Annotated in this window: 14 protein-coding genes and 1 tRNA gene; 13 read left to right on the top strand and 2 right to left on the bottom strand. The window is 41.0% G+C overall.

The features are described from left to right. Nucleotides 1-42 precede the first annotated feature (42 nt). The 5 genes from QJ048_RS13195 (at nt 43) to QJ048_RS13215 (ending at nt 6,054) form a co-directional block, all read left to right on the top strand. Entirely contained in the window at nt 43-1,617 is a 1,575-nt protein-coding gene (locus QJ048_RS13195; protein WP_282334843.1) for an arylsulfatase, read from the top strand. Nucleotides 1,618-1,797: 180 nt separating this feature from the next. Continuing rightward, entirely contained in the window at nt 1,798-2,838 is a 1,041-nt protein-coding gene (locus QJ048_RS13200) for a hypothetical protein (RefSeq protein ID WP_282334844.1), read from the top strand. A 92-nt stretch (nt 2,839-2,930) separates the two neighbouring features. Further along, nucleotides 2,931-4,103 carry a BamA/TamA family outer membrane protein gene (locus QJ048_RS13205; protein WP_282334845.1) on the top strand — a complete coding sequence of 391 codons (1,173 nt, stop codon included), beginning with the start codon at nt 2,931-2,933 and terminating at the stop codon, nt 4,101-4,103. Between the two features lie 98 nt (nt 4,104-4,201). After that, entirely contained in the window at nt 4,202-5,392 is a 1,191-nt protein-coding gene (locus tag QJ048_RS13210; RefSeq protein WP_282334846.1) for a BamA/TamA family outer membrane protein, read from the top strand. A 149-nt stretch (nt 5,393-5,541) separates the two neighbouring features. After that, nucleotides 5,542-6,054: a DinB family protein gene (locus QJ048_RS13215; protein WP_282334847.1), complete on the top strand. Its 513-nt coding sequence runs from the start codon at nt 5,542-5,544 to the stop codon at nt 6,052-6,054. Between the two features lie 137 nt (nt 6,055-6,191). On the opposite strand, the gene QJ048_RS13220 is transcribed toward QJ048_RS13215, so the two are convergent. Continuing rightward, nucleotides 6,192-8,342: a carboxy terminal-processing peptidase gene (locus QJ048_RS13220; RefSeq protein WP_282334848.1), complete on the bottom strand. Its 2,151-nt coding sequence runs from the start codon at nt 8,340-8,342 to the stop codon at nt 6,192-6,194. Between the two features lie 317 nt (nt 8,343-8,659). On the opposite strand from QJ048_RS13220, the gene QJ048_RS13225 reads away from it, so the two are divergent. The 8 genes from QJ048_RS13225 (at nt 8,660) to QJ048_RS13260 (ending at nt 15,269) form a co-directional block, all read left to right on the top strand. Further along, nucleotides 8,660-8,733 (top strand) — tRNA-His (locus QJ048_RS13225). Nucleotides 8,734-8,826: 93 nt separating this feature from the next. Next, on the top strand, nt 8,827-9,063 hold the full coding sequence (locus tag QJ048_RS13230; protein WP_282334849.1) for a hypothetical protein: 237 nt from the start codon (nt 8,827-8,829) through the stop codon (nt 9,061-9,063). A 97-nt stretch (nt 9,064-9,160) separates the two neighbouring features. Continuing rightward, the gene (locus tag QJ048_RS13235) at nt 9,161-9,724 is read left to right on the top strand and encodes a DUF445 domain-containing protein (RefSeq protein WP_282334850.1); all 564 of its coding nucleotides are present in this window, start codon (nt 9,161-9,163) and stop codon (nt 9,722-9,724) included. Between the two features lie 247 nt (nt 9,725-9,971). Further along, nucleotides 9,972-12,632, top strand: a complete 2,661-nt coding sequence (locus QJ048_RS13240; RefSeq protein ID WP_282334851.1) for a TonB-dependent receptor — start codon at nt 9,972-9,974, stop codon at nt 12,630-12,632. Between the two features lie 203 nt (nt 12,633-12,835). Then, the gene (locus QJ048_RS13245; RefSeq protein ID WP_282334852.1) at nt 12,836-13,162 is read left to right on the top strand and encodes a hypothetical protein; all 327 of its coding nucleotides are present in this window, start codon (nt 12,836-12,838) and stop codon (nt 13,160-13,162) included. A gap of 245 nt (nt 13,163-13,407) precedes the next feature. Continuing rightward, complete coding sequence (locus tag QJ048_RS13250; RefSeq protein WP_282334853.1) at nt 13,408-13,767, top strand: hypothetical protein; 360 nt, start codon at nt 13,408-13,410, stop codon at nt 13,765-13,767. A 219-nt stretch (nt 13,768-13,986) separates the two neighbouring features. Continuing rightward, complete coding sequence (locus tag QJ048_RS13255) at nt 13,987-14,394, top strand: hypothetical protein (protein WP_282334854.1); 408 nt, start codon at nt 13,987-13,989, stop codon at nt 14,392-14,394. Nucleotides 14,395-14,792: 398 nt separating this feature from the next. Further along, the gene (locus QJ048_RS13260; protein ID WP_282334855.1) at nt 14,793-15,269 is read left to right on the top strand and encodes a hypothetical protein; all 477 of its coding nucleotides are present in this window, start codon (nt 14,793-14,795) and stop codon (nt 15,267-15,269) included. A 244-nt stretch (nt 15,270-15,513) separates the two neighbouring features. On the opposite strand, the gene smc is transcribed toward QJ048_RS13260, so the two are convergent. Continuing rightward, complete coding sequence (gene smc / locus QJ048_RS13265) at nt 15,514-19,047, bottom strand: chromosome segregation protein SMC (RefSeq protein ID WP_282334856.1); 3,534 nt, start codon at nt 19,045-19,047, stop codon at nt 15,514-15,516. Between the last annotated feature and the right edge of the window lie 432 nt (nt 19,048-19,479).

Consider the following 19,479-nt stretch of genomic DNA (forward strand, 5'->3'; position numbering starts at 1 on the left):
TGAACTCCAGAAGTCTTTTTTCAATCGAATAAATACCAAATCATGCAACGAACAAAATCAAACCTTTTCAAATTGGGAACAGCGCTTATTTGCGTCCTGTTTGCGGCAAGTAGCTATGCACAGAAGAAGCCCAACATCCTTGTGATCTTTGGGGATGATATTGGCATTTCTCAAATCAGTGCTTATACAATGGGCATTATGGGTTATAAAACATCCAACATCGATCGCATCGCCCGTGAAGGCGCCATCTTTACAGACGCGTATGGCCAACAAAGTTGTACAGCGGGCCGCGCTTCATTCATTCTTGGAGAAGAGCCTTTCCGCACAGGCCTGTTAACAATCGGTATGCCCGGCGATCCGCATGGCATCACCAGTTGGATGCCAACCATTGCGGATGTAATGAAGGCGCAAGGCTATGCTACGGGCCAGTTTGGCAAAAACCACCTTGGCGACCGCGACGAACACTTACCAACAAAACACGGTTTTGATGAATTCTTCGGAAACCTTTACCACCTGAATGCAGAAGAAGAACCTGAAGGTTATTTCTATCCGAAAGATCCTGAGTTCAGAAAGAAATATGGCCCTCGCGGAGTGATTCATTCTACCGCTGATGGTAAAATTGAAGACACTGGTCCGCTTACAAGTAAAAGAATGGAAACCGTTGATGAAGAATTTTTGGGCGCTGCCAAAAAATTTATTGATAAAAATGCCAAGGCAAACAAACCATTCTTTGTATGGTTCAACAGTACACGTATGCACGTATTCACGCACCTGAAGCCTGCTTCACTTGGCAAGACAGGCAAGGGCATTGAAGCGGATGGTATGGCAGAACACGATGCAATGATCGGGGAACTGCTGAAACAACTGGAAGATCTTAAAATAGATGACAACACCATCGTTGTATATACAACTGATAACGGCGCAGAAATCGCGCTATGGCCCGATGGTGGTATGACTCCCTTCAAAGGCGAAAAAGGTACAACATGGGAAGGCGGTATGCGCATTCCTATGATGGTGAAATGGCCGGGTGTTGTAAAACCTGGAACTGTGTACAATGACATCATTTCTTTACTTGACTGGTTTCCTACACTCTGTGATGCTGCCGGCGCTCCGGGCGTTAAAGAAAAAATGATGACCGGCTGGAGTGGCGCAGGAAAATCCTTTAAAGTTCACCTGGATGGTTATGATTTTACGCCATACTTCCAGGGTAAAGTAGCAAAGGGACCACGCGACAGGCTCCTCTATTTTGACCAGGGAGGTAACCTTAACGCTATTCGATACGACGACTGGAAATTAACTTTTGCGTTAGCGCATGGCAATATAGCAACAGGCGTAAGAGAAACGCCAGCCTGGGCACTCATTGCAAATCTTCGTATGGACCCATATGAACGTGGAATGGAAGAAGGCGGCGGAGCCATTGATTTTCTCGCCAGGCAAATGTGGCTCATTGTACCTGTTCAAGGAGTGATAAAAGATTTCTTCTCCGACTTTGACAAATATCCTTACCAGGAAGGAAGCTCTCTTAACGCAGCTGGCATAAATTATGGCATGTTGCGTCAACAAGATGCGCTGAAGCGATTGAAGGATGTCGAACGACTGGCGAGACCGAATAACTAGAAATTAGGAATTAGAAAGCCGCAGGCAGATAGCATTGCAATACGCACACAATGCTATCTGTTTGTTGTAATACTGTATCCTTCAATAACTAGATATATAAAACCCCGGCATTGGTTGCTTTTAAGAAATTACAGGCAAGTAAGCTAACAAACCCTATGCTATAAAACCATATTACACAAAATGAAAAAATTGCTTACCGGTTTATGTATTGTTGCTGTTTCGGGTTATGCAAACAGTGTGTTGGCGCAAGCCGGAGCCGGTACAAAATACGGCCCCAAACAGCAGGCATATGTGGATAGTATTAAAAATTCCGATTACAAATGGACGATGCCCATACTAGGTAAAAGGGCTTCTGGAAGGGGTTTTGATTTGCCATACAACACTGGAATAATGTTGAACACACTTTTTGCCAAACAAAAGGTGTTGATAAGCGATTTGAAAGTTGGATTTAACGACATGCAACCTGTGCCGCTGGAGTTCATAAAGTTTGGAGATGTTGTTGCGAAAACGCAATCTGTCACTGTAAGGCCGGATGTATGGATATTGCCGTTCCTGGATCTGTACGCTATTGGTGGTTTTAGCACGGCGCAAACAAACGTTTCTATTGTTGAGCCATTTGTAATGAACACCAATGCAAAGTTCCATGGCAACACATTTGGATTGGGAACAACATTTGCAGCCGGTTATCACGGCTTTATATGCATTGTTGATTTCAATCACACATGGACGCACATGGACAAAATTTCCGGAACTATAAGTGCCAACATGGTTGATGCACGCTTAGGGAAAAATTTTCTGATGAAAGATAAGCCTTACAGAAGTTTTGCATTGTGGGTTGGTGCGCAAGGATTCTTTATCAACAGAACAACAGAAGGCACTGTCAATCTCTCCGACCTAAAAACAGATGCTTCTCTATCTGATATGGAAGGCATTGTAAACGAAACAGCAGGTTGGTACCAGAACCTCACTCCTGCCCAAAAAATTGTAATGAAACAACTGGCGCAAGCCGTTATTAATAAAATAACCGACGGAGGCGACAAAGACGTTATCGTCCACTACTCACTGAACAAGAGACCGACATCGGAATGGAGCATGTGCGTAGGCGGACAATTTCAATTTAATCACTCCTGGCAGGTAAGAACAGAGTTTGGTTTTTTGGGAGGTCGAGAGTCGTTGCTGCTTTCAGCCAACTACAGATTCAGAATGTTTAAGAAACATTGATGGACTCAGCAGTTGTACTACTATGAAACACTCTTGCGTCGCACTCTTCAACGTTAGAATTTTTATTGAACATTAGTAAATACAGAACTTTGATGTTACATACTGTCTATTCCAGAAAAATAATTTGCTTAGTCCTTTTCACATTTATTTGTGCAGCACTGCATGCGCAACACAATAAGAAACCAGTCTCAACGAAAGACTCTCTCGACGGTGCGTTCGACGTGAGTGATTACCTGATTGAGGCACATGGATTTATCCCGGTTCCTATCATCATAACAGAACCTGCCATTGGTGGTTTTGGCGGCGGTGTTGTGCCTATATTTATCAACTCACAACACCCCTACGTAGATTCCGTTAAGGGCAAGCAGGTGATAACACCTGTGGCACCTTCTATAACGGGTGGATTGGCATTTTATACTATCAACAACACCTGGCTCACGGGTGCTTTCCGCTCAGGAACATTTATTAAAAGCAGGATCAAATATCTTGCTTTTGGCGCTTATGGTAATATCAACATGTCCTTCTATCGAACGCTGCCTTCGGTTGGTGAAAAAAAGTTTGAGTTTAACATGAAAATGATCCCCGTTTTATTACAAGCCACAAAAAGAATAGGGTTCTCGCATTGGTATGCAGGTTTAAGATATCTATTTCTCAAAACAGACGTGGAGTACACCGGGAACCATTTGCTGCCGCCGGATTTTGTAAGTTCCAAGGAATATTCAAGCATCGTGAGTCAGCTGGGCGGTGTGGTAGAACTGGACAACAGAGACAATACTTTTACGCCCAATAAAGGTTTTAAAGTTCATTTCGATGCAAGAAGATCGGATAATATTTTCGGCAGTGATTATGACTTCTGGCATTTGAACTACTATATGTACGCTTACAAAACCATCTCGAAAAAACTGGTTGGAGGATGGCGAGTGGACGGTCAGCAGTCTTTTGGTGACCAGCCTTTCTATTTGAAACCCTACATCGACATGCGTGGTGTTCCAACAGCAAGATACCAGGGCAATGCAGATCTGCTCACCGAACTGGAAGCACGTTGGGATTTTTATAAACGATGGAGCATTATGCTGTATGGCGGTACCGGCAAAGCTTTCGATGAATGGAAAGATTTTGGCAGCTCAACGCTGGTGTACACCTACGGTACAGGTTTCCGCTATCTGATGGCCAGGAAATTTGGTTTAAGAATGGGCGTTGACGTTGCATTCAGCAATTCGGACTGGGCGTATTATATAGTGTTTGGAAGCAATTGGCTTAAATAGTGGAGAGTTGAGAGTTGAGAATGAAGTGTAGCATTTACTCAATACTCACAACTCATCACTCATAACGCAATACATTCTATTAACCCTGAAGAATATTTATGCTATGCAGGTTTTATAAAAATACCTTTCCTTATTCTGTTCATCTCATGGTGCTAATGCTATTGTCTTGTTTTGCCAGCATTGCGCAAGACTCCACTATTGTTTCGAAAACGGACACAGTACCACCAGCAGATACAGCAAAAAAGAATTCTTCCAAGTTTGATAAATTCAACCAAAAGGCGGAAAAACTATTTAAAATAATTCCTGTGCCACTCGCATCTTATAGCACTGAAGCTGGTACTACGCTTGGGCTCGCCAAGTTTAACCTTTTCAATCTTTCTAAAAAAGATACTATATCAAAGCCATCACGAATTTCTGGAGTGGTAAGTTATTCTACAAAAGGAAGAATCAATGCATCGATAGCAAACGATCTTAGTTTTGATGAAAACAGATGGCTCATTATAAGTTATATCAACTACAAACGAACGCCGGAATATATTTACGGTATAGGCAATGATGTAACCAGGGACAATGAAGAAGAAGTCTCCGTCGATCGCATAAAATTTGTCACCAATCCTATGCGGCTGATCGCAAAGAATCTTTACTTCGGCGCAGCGCTTGATCTGGCAGATTATTTCAAAATAGAAGTCGATAGCACCGGCTATCTCGTTAAGAACAATGTGCCTGGTACAGAAGGCGGAACCTGCATTGGCGCAGGGCTTTCAATGGCTTATGACAGCCGCGACAATCGTTACAATCCATACAAAGGTCATTTCATTTTAACAGACATCCTTTTTTATGAACCGTGGATGGGAAGCAAGTACCAGTTTATAAAATTTGAATTGGATGGCCGTACATATTTCAATCCCTGGTTAAGACATATTATTGCAGCGCAGGCAACAACTACTTATACATCAGGCACCGTTCCATTTTTTGAATTGGCAAAAATGGGCGGTGATAAAAAAATGCGCGGTTACTACGAAGGTGCCATTCGCGACAAAGTACTTGTAGACGCACAGGTTGAGTATCGTATGCCAGTGTGGAACATCTTTGGCATCGCAGGCTGGATAGGTACTGGACGCGTTGCCGATTACTACGGACATCTTAAGCCCAGCGGCTTCTGGCTGTCCTATGGTGGCGGCTTACGCATTCGCGTAGATACAAAAAACAATACCAATCTTCGCGTCGACTGTGGCTTTGGCCCTCACGGAGTAAGAGGATTTTATGTTGATTTTGGTGAAGCGTTTTAGAGGAAGAGAAAGAACGCAGATTATCAAGATTGTGATGATTTGTTATGATTTTTTCTTTCTTCTATCCTGGCTAATCATGACAATCTTGATAATCAGCCTTCCGTCTCTCCTCCATGATGCTTATCTTTAGACTCACTAAATCCAAACACATGCCAACCAAGACCAACGTCGTATCAGCTGATTTTTTCAAACGCTATATCAATATTGTGAAAGAAGATGATGCAATGGACGCACTTGAAAATAATTTGAAATCATTTCTGAAACTGCTCAAACGTATTCCACGCAAGAAAGTTAATTACGCTTATGCAGAAGGCAAATGGACAATCAAACAACTGTTGCAACACGTAATAGATACTGAACGCGTTTTTGCTTATAGGGCACTTCGCTTTTCAAAAAATGAGGGTGTAGATCTGCCTGGCTTTGACGAAAATGTATGGGGCTATAACACGCCGGTTGACCAGAGAAAATGGAAGGATATGATCGAAGAATTCAAGCATCTCAGAAAGGCAAACATTGCCATGTTTAAAGCCTTTACAAAGGAGCAACTACTTTTAACCGGCACAGCCAACAATAACCACATCAACGTTACTGCCCTTGGCTTTATGTGTGCCGGTCACGTGCAGCACCACATGGGGATTTTGAAGGAGAGATACCTGGGTTAGTTGAGAATTGAAAATTGAAAATGATTGGGTTTTAAAATAAAAGAGAGTTGCACCTTAGTACAACTCTCTTTCTATTTTAAATGGTTTCTGAAGCGATTCGCTCCTACCATTTTCAACTTTCAATTCCCAATTCCCTCCTACTTCGCTTTCGCCAAATTTCTCTGCACCACCATATCATTCACCACATTTACTGCTTCATTTAAGTAGATATCATTCTTCAAAGATTTTTGCCATTGCTTAAAACGATCCTGGCGGTCTTTGTCGTTTGCATATCTGTTAACATCCTGAGGAAGTGTAACTACATCAAGCTCCTTAGGCAATTTGTTCAAAGCCTCAAGCTTTTTAACTGTAGAGCTGATGTTTTTCTTCTCTTCTTTGAATTTATCAATGTTCAAAGAATACACTTTGTCATTTTGATCAGCCAGCCATTTGGTGTCTGTTTTAATTTCATTAAACGCAGGATTACTGTTAACACGGCCGTTGCTGTTGTTGTAAACAACATTCATGTCAAACCCTGGTTTCCATGTATTATAATCTGCTTTTTGAATTTCATCCCAGGGCAAAGCATCAGGATCATCTTTTTCACGCAGTTTGGAATATTCAAACACATCAGGTAAGATCACATCAGAGCTTACACCTTTCAATTGTGTAGAACCTCCATTGATGCGATAAAATTTCTGCAATGTCAATTTGATCGTTCCCAGTTCACTGTTTGAAGAGAACATGCCTGTTTCCTTATCCAAACCGATATTACGCTGAACAGTTCCTTTACCGTAAGTAGAAGTGCTGCCAATGATCACACCGCGGTGATAATCCTGGATAGCGGCAGCAAAGATTTCAGACGCTGACGCACTAAACTCATTTACCATTACAGCCAACGGTCCATCATACAAAATGTTTTTATCGCGGTCACGCAAAATACTTGGTTTGCCATCTCTGTCTTTCACTTGTACAACCGGACCATCTTCAATAAATAAGCCTACCATTTGTACAACGTCAAACAACGAACCCCCACCGTTATTACGAAGGTCAAGCACAACGCCGTCTACATTTTGCTCTTTCAGTTTAATCAATTCTTTTGCAACGTCAGCAGAGCAACGTGCGCCTTTTGGATTGTCGAAATCTGCATAAAACTCAGGCAAATAAATATAACCAACTTTAGATTTACCATTGTCAACAATTGTGCTTCTTGCAAAAGTTTCATCCTGTACAATTTCATCACGGATCAAGGAAATAACTTTCATACTTCCGTCAGTTTTTTTCAACGTAAGTTTTACTTCTGTTCCTTTATCACCTCTGATGAGTTTAACGGCATCTTCAACAGCATAACCGGTAAGGTCAACTGCCTCGCCATTTCCTTGTGCCACTTTCGCGATGATATCGCCAACAGCAACTTGTCCGGATTTCCATGCAGGGCTTCCTGTAACCAGCGTCATTACTTTAATGCCACCATCTTCTTCACGAAGGGAAGCGCCAATACCAAAGAAACGGCCGCTCATTTGTTCATCAAAATATCTTTTATCTACAGGAGGAAAAAAGCTTGTGTGAGGATCCATAGTTGTAGTGATCGTGTTCACATAAGTATTGAACTGATCGTCTACAGAAAATTTGAATTTATATCTGTCGAATGTTTTGTTCATGATCTTTTGCACACGGTCCCTCGCATCTGATTCCAGCTGCTCGTTTGTTTTTACAGTAGCTGCTTTGTCAGTCGCTTTGTTTTTTTCCTGTGTGTCCTGCATATCCACATAGCGCTCGAGCACCATATATTTCAGGCGTTTGCGCCACATGTCTTTTCTTTCCGCGTCATCTTTTGGAAAATCAAGTTTATCTGCATCTAATACTACCTCTTCATTTGCTTTGAAGTCAAAAGGTTTTGACAACAGCACTTTGGTGATTGAATCTGCTTCAGCCACTCTTTTCTTAAAGATTTCAGCTACAGCAGGTACAAATTGTACAGCGCCACCTAGAATTTCATCATCCAGCTTGGTCTCGTACATTTTTAATTGTTTGATGTCTGACTGCAGAAAAAAGTTTTTGTCCGGGTCGATCGCCACTAAATACTTCTTAAAAACTTCTCTTGAAAAACTATCATTAATTGCTTTCGGACTGTAATGAACCTGGTCCAGCATTTCGCCTACGTTATGGAGTATCTTTTCGTACTTTGTGGGAGGGTTATGCCCCTTTGTACCCAGAGATTGAAAACCAATAAACAATGCGCCTGCTAACACCACTACTAAAAACGGCAAACTTCTTTTACTAAACATAAATTGAAGCACTTTTTTCATTCAACAAATTGTACATTTTTTACACGTCCCTCCAAAAATAACAATAAAAGCAATGGCTTGTTGTAAAATGAATTACATATTAACAACGTCTTTGCCAGAATATTATGAACGGTAAAAACATGTAAAATATTTAACGAAAAAATTCGTAAATTATTGGTTGGGAGAAAGAGGTTACGGTAAAACGGAAACGGTAGCGGTGAGGGAATGCCTCCCGCAACTACCTTTCCCTCAATACCTAACAGAAATTATTTTTCAAAAAAAGTGCTCATTTTTTTGTGTGGAATCGGAATTACCTTACTTTTGCATCCCCATACACGGTGGTTGTAGCTCAGTTGGTTAGAGCATCAGATTGTGGTTCTGAGGGTCGCCGGTTCGAACCCGGTCATCCACCCAAAAAGCCGAAACAAATGTTTCGGCTTTTTTTATTAGTTTCCTTCCTGCAAATCCCCTACAATTTCAATTAACAATAGAAAATCTACAACAAATGTCTATTCTAAACAGCATTATCCCCTTTCTCGTTTACATTGCGGGAGTAATGATTAGCCTGTACGTTGGAAAACGTGTTTTTAACTGGTACAATGAAGTGCCAAAACGAAACAAATATATGGAGGCCCAGATTGACCTGCTTAGTAAGATTGCATGGAAGTTAGGTGTCCCTCTTGAAGAAATAGAGGAAACACTAAAAAACGCTGACCTTTTGGATGCAGAAAAAGCATCGTAGTTTTTTGGGCGAACACAATTCGCCCCCACCAATTGATAATTTTCAAATCTTCAAATTTTCAAATTATTACCTTTCTTTGCGCCTCAATCTCTGAAATATGAATCCTGCATTGTTGATTGTTCCTGTTGTCGCCGCTTTTATTGGATGGATGTGCAATAAGATTGCGTTGCAGTTTTTCATTAAACGTTTCTCAAGTAAGTCAAATGTCAATAGCCTTGCAGCCAACATTCCTGTCGACGAGATTTTTTCCTTTGATGAAATTTCTGAAAAGATCACCGATCCTGCCAACCTGCAAAAGATCATGCCTGTGATTGACGAACACATTGATCATTTTCTAAAAGTGAAATTGAAGCAATCAATGCCAGTGGTGGGAATGTTCATTGGAGAGAAAACAATTGCCCAGCTTAAGCAGGTTTTCCTTGATGAATTGCAGTCGCTATTTCCGCAGATCATGCAGAATTATGCTAAAGAACTGCAGAACGATTTTGACCTAAAAAAGATACTCGCTTACAAACTGCAATCTGTTCCGGAAGAAAAAATCCAAAATACAATCAGGCAGGCTTTTTCAAAACAATTCTTTACTATTGAAATGACTGGAGCCATTATGGGTTTTGTCATTGGGTCGATCTCGGTATTTATTACATATTTTATCGTAAAATAGTACACTAATCTTATAGAATAGTACGCCATCCGCACTTCACAAGACTTTAATTTTCAGTATTTCACCATTGGTTCGAATACTAAACCACTCATCATTTTATTAGTGTAGGAAAGACTATTAAAGAAGATATTTGCCGCCAATTAGCCCTTAATATGTAAACTCGAGGCATGGCATTTACAATATTTTCCTTTGCTTTTCGTCCCTCATATTAACTACTAGATCCAGAAAATACAAGCAATTACACACAATGAGACAAATCTATCTAATCTTATTACTGGTAACAGTTTATTCTATTTCTGCGCAGGCGCAATACCCCGGTGGCGGTGGTGGAGGCCAAAGACGCGCTGGCGGGGGCAATATGACCGGTAGAATGTACGGCAAGATCGTAGATGAAAAAACGAACAAAGGAATCGATGCTGCTACAATCGAGTTGGTTCAAAGCAAATTTGATACACTTACCCGTAAAAGAAAAGATACTGTTGTTACCGGGATGCTTACCAGGAGCAATGGTGATTTTAGTCTCGAAAATATTCCTCTCTTTGGCCAGTTTCGAATCACAATCACTGCTATCGGACACGAACCGATTGACATGAAAGTAGCATTTGATTTAAAAGGAATGCAGGGTGGAAACATGGACGCTGCACTTAATGCGACTGACAAGGACCTGGGAAATATAAAAATGAAACAAGACGCGAAGATGCTGGAAGGTGTAACCGTAACAGCATCCAAGCCAATGGTGGAAATGAAGATCGACAGAAAGGTATTTAACGTTGATAAAAACATTACTTCTGCCGGAGGTTCGGGTGTGGATGTAATCAGAAACGTACCTTCTCTGCAGGTTGATATTGACGGTAATGTTACTTTAAGAAATACGGCTCCGCAATTGTTTGTAGACGGTCGCCCGACAAACCTTACACTCGATCAAATCCCTGCGGATGCGATCGAAAGTGTTGAAGTAATTACAAATGCTTCTGCAAAATATGATGCGTCTGGTGGTAACTCCGGTATTTTAAATATCGTTTTAAAGAAAAACAAGAAAGCCGGTTATAGCGGAAACGTACGTGCAAATGTCGACAGCCGTGGCAAAGTAGGTGGTGGTGCAGATTTAAACCTCCGTCAAAACAAAGTGAACGTGTTTGCAAACATTAACTATAACCAGCGTAAATCTATTTCTAACGGTACTACATCACGTGCTACCAACCTTGATACTATTACCCTGCTTAAACAATACGATAAGAATATCAACAACGGTAATTTCATTTTCTCACGTTTCGGATTGGATTACTTTGTTGACAACCGCAACACGATCTCTGTCTCCGGCAACTTCGTTCGTGGTAAATTCAAGCCGAATACATCGAGCCAGATGTATACAGATAGCGTGATGCCGCCGCTTGATACAAAATACTATTATACAGATAGAGAAGCGAATGGCAATTCAATGTTCCGCAACACCGGCGCAAGTCTTAACTACAAACACAACTTCGCAAAACCGGGCAAAGAACTTACTGCGGACGTAACATACAACGGTAGCCATAACGAAAATGAAAACTTTACCGGTTCAACTACCTACCTGAGACCAAACAACGATTACTTTGGTTATTTCAATCAGCTGACTGATGGTGGAGGTACAAATAATTCATTCACTGCACAAACAGATTTCGTAAATCCACTCAGCGAAAAATCAAAAGTGGAAATGGGTTTGCGTGCAGCTGTAAGAAACGTGGATAGCCACAATGACATTTACACGGTGGATCACAATGGCAATAAGATCAAGCTGCCACAACTTTCTTCTTTGTATAACAACTCTGACAAAGTGTATGCGGCATATGCAACTTATTCCAACCAGGTAAAGGGCGGCAAATTCAGCTACCAGCTTGGCTTGCGTGCAGAGAGCTCTGAAAACAGCGGCACTGTTCACAGCACGACAACAGACTTTAAAGACACGTCAAATTATTTCAAGAACACCTTCCCTATCAGTTTGTTCCCTACTTTGTTCTTATCACAAAAACTTGGCGAAGGCGAAGATCTTCAATTGAATTATACGAGAAAAGTAAACAGACCAAACTTTTTCCAACTGTTTCCTTTTACTGACTACTCAGATTCGCTTAACCTGAATCGCGGTAATCCAGATTTGAAACCAGAGTTTACCAATTCAATTGAGTTGGGCTATTCAAAAACATACCACGGCAATGATATGTTCCTTGCCACAGTATATTACAAGTACACAACTGATCTTATTACAAGAAGCCAGCAAAAAGACTACAATCCGGTAACAGGAAAAGCGGTTTTGATCAATACCTACATCAACGCAAACCACAGCTATGTAACAGGTCTTGAGTTGACAGGTAAAAACGCCATTACAAAATGGTGGGATGTAAACAGCAACATTAACTTCTTTACATCACAGATCAACACAAGCGATACAACTATCAAACCACAGGATAACATCATCAGCTATTTCGCAAAATTGAGCAACACATTCAAGCTTCCAAAAAACTTTACGATCCAGTTGTCTGGCGACTACACCTCTAAAACAGTGTTGCCTCCGGGCGGAAGCTATAGCTCAGGTGGCGGCGGCGGCCGTGGCCCATGGGGCGGTCCAACAACTACAGCACAAGGTTATTTAAGACCAACTGGCGGCGTTGATATCGCAGTAAAATATGAGTTCCTTAAAAACAAGGCGGCTTCTATTTCTGTCAACATGAACGATATCTTCAAAACAAGAAAAACAGATATGTACTCAGCATCAGACTTCTTCGTGCAAAACTCTTTACGTACAAGAGATGCGCAGGTTATACGTGTTAACTTCAACTACCGTTTCGGTAAATTCGATGCGTCATTGTTCAAAAGAAAGAACATGAAAGGCGGCCAGGAAGGCATGGAGAATATGGGCGGTATGGGACAGTAGGAATTAATAATTAATAAAGAATAATTAATAGGCCACATTCGTTAAAGGATGTGGCCCTGTTGTTTTTTAAAAATATAATCTACTTATAAGCTTCGATAAAATTTTGTACTTTATTTTTAAAAAATATCACAAGTTGATATCACAAAGTCGGGCCAAAACATCGATGAACTCGCATTTAAATACAAACGAATAATAAGTATGGAATGACTCTGGGAAAACAAAAAACAATTGAATTTATTGATCAAATAGAGGCGGTTGCAAAAAAAGAAAATTTTGATAACTGTGTGAAAGACGGTGTAAGTGAATACAATGAAAAAATGTATTTAACAAGATTAGTAGCCATCGCAAGAGAATTAATACTGTATAACGAATGGTTTATCGCACTAGAAAACACAATTGACAATTTATTTGAGGTTGATTACAAATTAGATAGCGATATAGTCAATTTGGCGATACAAGCGTTCAATAGCGTCCCTTCGAATAATCCTAGGTTAAAAGATTTAGAACAAATGATAATTAAAACTGGCTAGAACAATGCACCCCAACAAGGCATTCAGTCATCCGTAGAGACGCGTTGAACGCGTCTCAGCTGCTCCCGCGCCGTGATCACACAGATGACGCATCTTCCGCCTTTTTCCTGTATCCTTTGCGTGTTACAGAGTCGCATTATCATGCGTCTCTACGGGATTCCTTCCTTGTAATTGCTGTGCATTAACAATTCAGCGCTTGACAATGAACACCTGAAAATTTACTTTTGATTTCTAAAATCAATTGTATGTCTAATTTCGTTGCGTTTGCACTTCCCATTCTTCAAGGGAAAGAAGCCGACTGGAAAAAATGGCATGATGAATTGCGTACGTCCAGGTACGACGACTTCGTGGATTCCAGAAAAAAAATGAACATTCACGAACGCACTTTCCTTCAACACACACCAATGGGCGACATGGTGATTGTAACTTTGGAAGGTGATGATCCACAGGGAGCATTTGCAAAACTTGCTTCGAACCAGGATGAATTCACAAAATGGTTTATTGCTAATGTCAAAAATTTACATGGTGTTGACCTCTCCCAACCAATGCCAGGGCCTGCACCGGAAATGATCATTGATTCGAACCCCAGCGTTCTTGCCTCCTAACTTCGCAACTTAGCCGACACCGCTCAGAAGCAGTCTGACTGAAACTAATTTTCAAAAAGAAATACCTTATCTGGCAACGATTACTGACTTGCACTTGCGAAAGCAGGGCTGGAGAAGTATTTTTCCGCAGCAAAAAGGTAATCGTTGTTACTAATGTTTTGTGCCCATTGCACAACTTAAACTGATCGATTAATTTAAGAAAACATAAAACATCCCCATATGAATCTAAATTGGAACTTAATCTTCAAACTTTCGCTTTTCGGTTTGGCAATGGCGTTAGGTACAGTATATTTTATCCCATCGAACATTGAACCGATATTCTGGCTAATAATTTTTATCATTTGTGCTTATTTAATTGCCAAAAATTGTTCTTCAAAGTATTTTCTGCACGGGCTTTTAGTGAGCCTAGTAAACTGCATCTGGATCACAGCGGCACACATTCTTCTATTCAACACCTACATCAGCAATCATGCTAAGGAAGCGGAAATGATGAAAACGATGCCAATGCCGGACTCGCCCAAATTAATGATGCTTGTGACGGGACCAATTGTGGGAGTCGTATCAGGTCTTGTTCTGGGATTATTTGCTTTTATCGCTTCTAAAATCGTAAAAAAGCAATCGGTATAACGATGTCCTGAATCGCGTACTTTTTGCTGCACGATGACCGGCGTTACAAAGACGCATTCAATGCATCTCTACCTGACATTCATGGCCTTTATCAAATATTCATGCGCTTGCGACAGGAAAATTATCTTTCTATATTTAGAAACAACATTGCGACGATGAAAACTTCAACCAGACTAATTCTCGGAGCTGTAGTTTGGATGTTGAAGGCATATAAGAAAAACGCACCATTGAATCCTCCAAATACCGATGAAGACCAAATAATACTGTAATTTTAAAATACCGGAACGTCGTTATTTCAAATGTTGCTGTTTTCCCGGATCAATATTAACCACTAAACAATTTTCTATGATTTATCTTCTTTGGGCTTACTCAATATCGCATTGCTCATTTTTTTCTTCGTGACCTGTTTCAGAGCGACAAAACTTGTCAGAGAAAAGTGGGGGCTGTTTGCCTCGATAGTTTTTGTATTCGGGCTTCTGTCATTCATGGGCAGTTCCAACAACGACAAAAGCAATAAAGAACCCAACTCGAATCAAATCAAGACATGGAAATTTACTCCAGAAGATAGCCTGGATAAAAAGGCCACTTTCTCCACAATCGTAAAATTAGAGCAAACTCTGGTTTCCGATTACCAACTTCATGTAACGTACGGACAAGACCAACAAAAGCATTTAAACACGCCAATTAGCGCTTCCGCATGGAGGACGGGTTTGGTTAGCGGAACAAACTGGAAACCAGAATTCATCAACGTAAACCAAACAGACGACAATACTAAATTTGAATATTTTGTTGATGGCACAGTAGAATGGAAACTTCTTGGAATGACCATTTACTCTCAACCTAAGCTATACAAAGGGTTTGTTTCTGCAAAATAAGCCGGCAGTCTATAAGAATATCGAACTAATCGAACCTTGTAGAGACGCGTTGAACGCGTCTCAGTCGAGCCTGAAACCTGTCATTAAAAAGTTAGGACCCTAATTTTTTGTTTTACAATCCCAAGGATACAGACAGAGACGTATTGAATGCGTCTCTGTCTGTATCCTGACTTTATTTAGTATTAAAAACAGCAAAGCCTTTCTGTGAAGAAAGGCTTGCTTACTATAAAAGACACGTTGGTTGTTATCTCGCCGGCGCGCTAAGCGCCCTAAAATCCACAGGCACAAGTCGGCTAACACCGGGCTCCTGCATGGTCACACCATATATTACATCTACAGCACTCATCGTCATTTTATTGTGCGTCACAATAATGAACTGGCTCTCTTCACTGAAACGACGGATCATGTTGGTGAATTTACCTACGTTCGCGTCATCCAATGGAGCATCCACCTCATCAAGAATACAGAACGGCGCAGGTTTGATCAAATAGATCGCAAACAACAATGCTGTTGCAGTCAATGTTTTTTCACCACCGCTTAACTGTGTGATAGAAGAAGGGCGTTTACCTTTTGGCTTCGCCACAATATCAATTGCCGTCTCCGCAAGGTTTTCAGGGTTTTCCAAAATAAGGTCACACTGATCTTCCTCTGTAAACAAAGCCTTGAATACTTTGATGAAGTTTTCTTTTACCTTGTTGAAAGTATCCAGGAACTTTTGGTTCGCTGTACTTTCTACTTCAGCAATCGTTTGCAACAGACTATCTTTCGCCGTAACAAGGTCATTCTTTTGTTCAAGAATAAACTCGTAACGCTTTTTCATTTCCTGAAAAGCTTCAATGGCCGTAGGGTTCACCTCGCCAAGGTTCTCCAGACGCTTCTTCATCCTATCGCTTTTCTCCTGCAATTCTTCCACCGGAGTTTCCGTATTGCGGGCCTGGTCGATAATATCATCCAGGTTAATTCTGAACTCCACCTGCAAGCGTTCTTTCATGCCTGCAAGCTGTAGTTTCAATTCATTCAGTCTATCTTTAATCGCACTCAATGAATGCTCAAGAATATCTTTCTCTTTTGTTTTTGAACGCAGCAAACTTTCTTTCTCAGTCATCTGGTTTCGCAGATTGTAGAAAGCCTGATCCGCTTCGTTCAATTTCTTTTCATCTTCTTCTTTTTTGCGCAAAAGATCCACCAAACCATTCTCTGCATTTTTCAATGCTTCTTCGCTCTCTGCAATATTTTCGCTTGTTTGTTTCAATTGAGATGCATTGCTCTCGATCTGTATTTTCAAATCATTGAACTGGTTGGTCTTGAATGCAAGCTCCTGTTTCAATGAATTGATGCGGCTTTGCTGACGTGTAAGTGAAAGGTTGAATTCGTTGTACTGCGCGTTTGCGTCGTTGTACGCATTTTCCGCAGCTTTGTACTCTCCCTCTACTTCCATTAGTTTCATGCCCACTTCTTCGATCTGGCGAACCAATGTAGAAAGCTCTTCACGTGTACCGGAAACAGATCCATTGGTGCTTTCAAGGTTTTGCTGCATTTCTTCCAACCTGTTGCGGCTGCTTGATTGCTGCGCATGCAGGTTTTCAATTTTATTTTGTAACGCAAAAACCTGGTTCGTCAATGTATTGATATCAGACTGTGTTTGCTTGATCACATTTTCTTTCAACTGCTCATTGAAGCCGATAACCTCATTATGTTTCTCCTGAATAGATGCTTTAATGCCGCTTACAACGGTTTCCAACGCTGCAATCTCATCGCGCAGTTTCTCAAGATTTTTCGCACGACCGATTTTTTTACCTTCAAACAAACCTACGCTACCACCAGTCAGTGCATATTTTCCTTTTACGTATTTACCTGTTTTTTCCAGCACCACCGCACCGTTGCTGTTGTTCAGCACTTCTTCATTTTCTGCGATGAAAACATTTCCCAATAAATGCTCAGCCAGTTTCTTGTATTGAGCATCCACTTCAATTACATCAATCGCCGGGATCGCATTTGCCAAAGGCTCATGTGTATTGGCGTCTGACGCGTCTAATTTATCCAGTAAGAAGAAGTTCGCTTTACCTTTTTTGTTGGCATCCAGCAAATGCACGGCTTGCAAGCCTTCCTGCAGGTTGTTTACAACATAATAGTTTAGGTATGGCTCCAATACATTTTCTACTGCCGCACGGTACTCTTCTTTTACATAAATGATATCGGAAAGAATTGGTGCAGTATGGTTCCAGTTAGGATTTTTGTGTAAGAATTTTACGCTCTCAGGATAGCCTTCCATGCTATCAATGAGGCTCTTCAACAGATCGTGTTCGTTCTTTTTCGCATCCAGTTTACGGCTTTCATCTGCCAGCGTCTGGCGCAAACCTTCAAGTGTACTTTGCGTTTGCAAAATTTGCTCTTTGGTTCTTTCGTGATGCTCCTGAAGTTGTTGCAGGTCGGTTTTCTTTGTTTCCAATTCCTGCTCCTTCACACTCATTTCCTCATCCAGTTGTTTAAGCTGGCTGTGTCTCGCTTCACGCTCCTCTTCAATCTGGTTAATGGTGCGCTGGATATTTTGTATAGATGTATCGGCAATAGCCACGCGTTTTTCAGCTTCAAACTGGCTACGTTGTATTTGTTGATTTTCTTGTCTTAATGCATCAACCGCCTTTCTGCGTTCGTCAAAAGCCTGGCGCTGACTGTCGACTAAGTCTTTCTTGTCGTCCAGTTGCATTTGCAGCGTTTCCATTTTGCCGCTTTCTTCTTCTACCTGTTTTTGCGTGAAAGTGATGCTTTCTTCCAAACCTTGCATTTGTCCTTCGCTCTTTTGAAGGAAATCTTCCAGGTTGGTGATTTTTTCTGTCAGGAAATTCAAACGCTGAGAAGCTAGGTTCTTTTCGTTTTCTTTACCTCGCAGGTTTTGCAGCAAATCGTTGAACTCATGCTGCATGCTTTGAAGCGCTCTTTCTTTTTCAATAAAACCAACTTTCTCCTGCTCGATCGCAGCTTCTTCTTGCGCAATCATCGCTTCGAGCTGGATCTTCTTGTCGGTTTCCTCCTCAGTTTGAGAAGAAAGATCGCGGTAGGTAAGATTAAATCCTTCCAGTGAAGCTTTCGCCAACTCAATGGTTAATTCGCGATACTCCTTTTTGATCTCGTAATATTTCTCCGCTTTTTTCGCCTGGTTTTCCAGCGATTTCAGCTGGTTATTGATCTCAAACAAAAGGTCCTCGATACGGGCTAGATCCTGCTCTGCCGCATCCAGCTTTTGCTTGGCTTCTTTTTTTCTTGTTTTATAAATGGAAATTCCGGCAGCTTGTTCAAGCATGCGGCGACGGCTATTCTCTTTATCCTTGATCAGGTCATCCACCATACCCAACTCAATGATGGAATAGCTATCGGTACTCACCCCCGTATCCATGAAAAGGTTTTGGATATCTTTCAGGCGGCAGCTAACATCATTCAGACGATATTCACTTTCGCCGCTTTTATAGAATTTTCGGGTGATGGTAATGGTGGTAAACTCCGTTGGTAACAGATTACGGGTGTTTTCAAACGTTAGGCTCACTTCCGCCAAACCACTGGCAGAACGTGTTTTGGAACCGTTGAAAACAAGACTCTCCAGGTTTTCACTGCGCAGCTGACTGATCTTTTGTTCGCCGATCACCCAACGTATACTGTCAATAATGTTACTTTTTCCACAACCGTTGGGCCCAACAATACCGGTAATATTCTCGTCAAAGTTGACTACCGTTTTGTCAGCAAAACTTTTGAACCCTTTGATTTCTAAACTCTTTAAACGCACTGATCTTAATTTTAGTGGGACGGCAAATATATTGGTTTGCCAATAAAGAAAAAGGATGCCATAATAGTTATTTTTCCCTAGTTATTAACTGAACAGTAAAAAATCTGTGGGTAAACTGTGGATAAGTAGATAAAATACAGATTGTGAGAAGTCAACAAAATTCAACTCACTTTTTTATCCGGAGGAGTAAATTAACTTGCAATAAAAATCGGAGAACTTTATATATTGTTGATAATCATGATTTCCTTTACCTTGCGTTCGAAAAAAACCTCTAAACAACTCGAACTCAATGAAAAAGTTTGCTATTACATCTCTTTTCTTTAGTACCTTATCTTTTGCGCACGCAAGTCAGAAAAATTTGGCGCCTGCACCGATTGACACAACAAAAAACACCTTTGCACGAGCTCTTGTACGCATGCCTTAGAGGGTTTC

It is taken from the genome of Pinibacter soli, assembly GCF_029961145.1.
GTDB classification, from domain to species: Bacteria; Bacteroidota; Bacteroidia; order Chitinophagales; family Chitinophagaceae; genus Pinibacter; species Pinibacter soli.